The sequence below is a fragment of the Corallococcus exercitus genome (assembly GCF_003611585.1).
Classification (GTDB): domain Bacteria; phylum Myxococcota; class Myxococcia; order Myxococcales; family Myxococcaceae; genus Corallococcus; species Corallococcus exercitus.
Genome location: NZ_RAVW01000688.1, coordinates 1 through 2,931 on the forward strand (window position 1 = coordinate 1; position 2,931 = coordinate 2,931).

A 2,931-nucleotide genomic window follows, 5' to 3' on the forward strand; every position below is an offset into this window, starting at 1 on the left:
CTCCGGAGAGGGGGCGGCGGGAGGGTGTGGGGCGGCTGCTCATCGCGGGCGGACTGTAGGGCATCCGCCGGGCGCCGTGCGCGCGGGAGTCGCACGGGCTTCCCGGCCTGCCTCCTCCCGGGACGTGCCAGCCGCGCGGTGTGGCGGAGGCCGCCCGGGCCGGCTTCCTTCCGGCACGTGACGACCCGGGCCATGCGGTGGGGGGCCGCCCACCCCTGGCCGGGGCCGGGCTACAGCGGCGGGCGCGTGCCTTCCTTGGATGCAAGCAGGGTGACCACGTAGTCGTCGCCCTCCTGCGCCTCGTTGGCGATGAAGACGGAGCCCGGCCACGTGCGCAGCCCGTTCATCAGGAAGGCCCCGTGGTCGGTCTGCGCCCGGTGCACCAGCTCCACGCGGCAGAGCGTGGCGCGGCACTCCAGCGACTTCACGCGGGAGGTGGCGGGCAGGTGCGCGCGGAACGCGTCGTCGAGCGTGCGGGACGCGCGGGCGCTCCAGTCGCCATCCACCGGCTCCGCCGCGAACGCGTTGAACACGCGGGTGCGCGACTGCTCGAAGGACGGCGGCGGCGGGCGGACGGGCGGAGGCGGCGGCACGTCCTCACCGGTGTCCTTCTCCGCGTCGGCTTCTCCAGCGGGAGCCGCGGGCCGTGCCTGGGCCGCGGCGGGGCGCGCGGCGTTGGCGGCCCACAGGCGCATCGCGGTCTCCGCGGCGGCGCGGCGCTCGGCGACGTTCGCGTCGCTGCCCGGGGTGGCGCGGCGCACCTGGGCCCTCAGCTCCTCCAGCGCTTCGTCGGAGGCGCGCTGGTGGCCGAGGAGCGTGAAGCCCACGCCCGCGATGGCGACGGTGTTGGCGATGGCGAGGAGGGTCTGGAGCCGGGAGGACATCGGGGCGCTCGCGGGGCTTGAGGTGAGGGTGGAGAAGCGGACCGCGCGGAGGGGAGGTAAGGTGAAGCCCCCGCGCGGCCCGCGTGACGCGGGACAGGCCCGTGCTTCAGTCGATGGTGAAGCCGCCCAGGATGCCGCCCGCCTGCAGGCCGCAGCGGACGACGACGGCGTAGTCCTCCCACACGTAGCGGTCACCCGTGTTGAGGGTCTGCCACGCCATGGGGCCGGCCACCGTGTACACCGTGGCGCCCACCTGGCCGGCGTTGCCCACGCCGTTGACGGTCTCCGTCTCGCACCAGCTGTTGTTGCCGTAGATCTGCACCGTCGTCGGGTGGTAGCCGACCGTCCACATGGGCACGGAGGCAATGGCCAGACGCGTGGTCGTACAGCTGTTGATCAGCGCGGAGTAGCTGTACACGTTGAAGCACGCCGCGTCGGAGGCATTGGCGGCCTTGAACGCGGCGCCCGGGTAGTACTGCCACGCGGCCGCGGTCCCCGCGCTCAACGCCACCACACCGAACGCGCACACCTTCGCCAACGTCTGGAAACCCTTCATGGACTGCTCCCTGGGGATGCGGCGGTGATTGGGGCCGCCGGACACGCGAACGCGCGCGCCGCGAAGCAGGGGAGCAAGCGCCATGCCCTCATCCGGGATGGCGTGGTTTCAGATGTTTACGTGCCTTTTTGGCAATCCCTGTTGTTCCGGGAGCAACGGACAGGTGTTGCCTGCGTTGCCCCCGGGGCTACACGGGCCCGGCGGCGCTACTCCACCAGCACGAGCCGCTGGGTGCGGCCGGCGTGGTAGCCCACCTTGCGCGCGATACGGGCGGTGCTCTCGTCGCGCTCGTCGACGCGCAAGGCGAGCCGGGGCAGCGAGGACAGGAGGTGCCGTGAAATCTGTCCCAGGCACAGCGTGGCGTGGCCCTGGCGGCGGCGGGACGGGGGCGTGTACATGCCCTCCAGCTCCGCGCCGAACTGCGAGCGGCAGCCGATGTCCACCTTGAACACGAGCTCGCCGCCCTCCTCCAGCACGTAGGTGCGGCGCTGGCGCACGCGCTGGAGGACGCGGGCCTCGTAGTGCGTGGGGTCCTCCGCCAGCGGGTCGCGCTCGAAAAGCTCGCGCACGTAGCCCTGGGCCAGCGGCAGCAGGCGGGGCACGTCCTCCTCGCGGGCCAGGCGCAGGGTGGGGTTGGTGAAGGGGCCCAGGTCGTCCGCGGAGACGCTGAACAGCCGCTGGGTGCGCGACAGGCGCGGCTTGCCTTCGCAGAGGCTTCTCACCAGCGCGTCCACGGCGGCCTTGTCCCCCACGGTGGAGCGCAGCTTGAGGCTGGGGGCGAGCGCGTCCGCGATGACGCCGGTGGCGCTGGCGTCGCTGGCGCTGGGCACCACGAGCCCGCCCTCGCCGCCCACGAAGACGGCCGCGGTGAGGACGCCGCTGTCGAAGCGGCCGTGGAAGGCGAAGGCCGCCTGGCGCTCCGGCGCCGCGATGCCGAACTCCTCCAGCAACCCCAGGAGGTAGAGGTTGTGGACGGGATCCTTCGACAGGAGCGCGCGCAGGGCGTCCGTGTGGGAAGGCGCGAGCTGTTCGACGGTGACGGGCATGCGCGGGGGAGAAGGGGGCCGAACCTTATGCGCAACCCGACCTCACGGGCCAGCGTCCCCAGGCGTGGTGAAACGGAACGGGTAGAGCACCGTCGCGGACCCGCCCAGGTGGGGCGCCGGGAAGCGCGCGTCCAGCAGGGAGTCCAGCACGCACGCCTGCACCATGGGGTCCGGGATGGTGCTGGAGACGAGCACGCCCCGGTTCATCTTCCCCTCGGAGCCCTCGCCCTCCACGGTGAAGCGGAGCTTCACTTCCTGTGCGCCCCGGTTGCGTTGTGCGGCGTCCTGGAAACATTGCTGCACGAGCGGAGTCACCGCCTGGACGGCCAGGCGCAGGTCCTCCGCGTCGATGCGGCCGGAGGAGGCCTCCACGACCGGCTCCACCACCTCCACGCGGCGCGGGTCGGGGGCGTCCCAATCCTGGCCGGGCGGGGGTGCCCGGGGA

Annotated in this window: 4 protein-coding genes; all 4 read right to left on the reverse strand. The window is 72.9% G+C overall.

Features of this window, described 5'->3' with window-relative positions; all coding sequences use genetic code 11:
* Positions 1–230: 230 nt before the first annotated feature.
* Positions 231–884 carry a hypothetical protein gene (locus D7W79_RS40865; protein WP_120530598.1) on the reverse strand — a complete coding sequence of 218 codons (654 nt, stop codon included), beginning with the start codon at positions 882–884 and terminating at the stop codon, positions 231–233.
* Between the two features lie 106 nt (positions 885–990).
* Positions 991–1,524, reverse strand: coding sequence for a hypothetical protein (locus tag D7W79_RS40870; RefSeq protein WP_120530599.1), 534 nt, complete (start codon positions 1,522–1,524; stop codon positions 991–993).
* A 122-nt stretch (positions 1,525–1,646) separates the two neighbouring features.
* Entirely contained in the window at positions 1,647–2,486 is an 840-nt protein-coding gene (locus tag D7W79_RS40875; protein WP_120530600.1) for a GNAT family N-acetyltransferase, read from the reverse strand.
* A 42-nt stretch (positions 2,487–2,528) separates the two neighbouring features.
* The coding region (locus D7W79_RS40880) for an AgmX/PglI C-terminal domain-containing protein (protein ID WP_147442327.1) at positions 2,529–2,931 on the reverse strand (403 nt) is incomplete at its 5' end.

Excerpts from the sequence above, each read along its gene's own strand:
- D7W79_RS40870 (WP_120530599.1), bottom strand. The coding sequence starts at position 1,524 with ATGGCGCTTGCTCCCCTGCTTCGCGGCGCGCGCGTTCGCGTGTCCGGC.
- D7W79_RS40875 (WP_120530600.1), bottom strand. The coding sequence starts at position 2,486 with ATGCCCGTCACCGTCGAACAGCTCGCGCCTTCCCACACGGACGCCCTG.
- D7W79_RS40865 (WP_120530598.1), bottom strand. The coding sequence starts at position 884 with ATGTCCTCCCGGCTCCAGACCCTCCTCGCCATCGCCAACACCGTCGCC.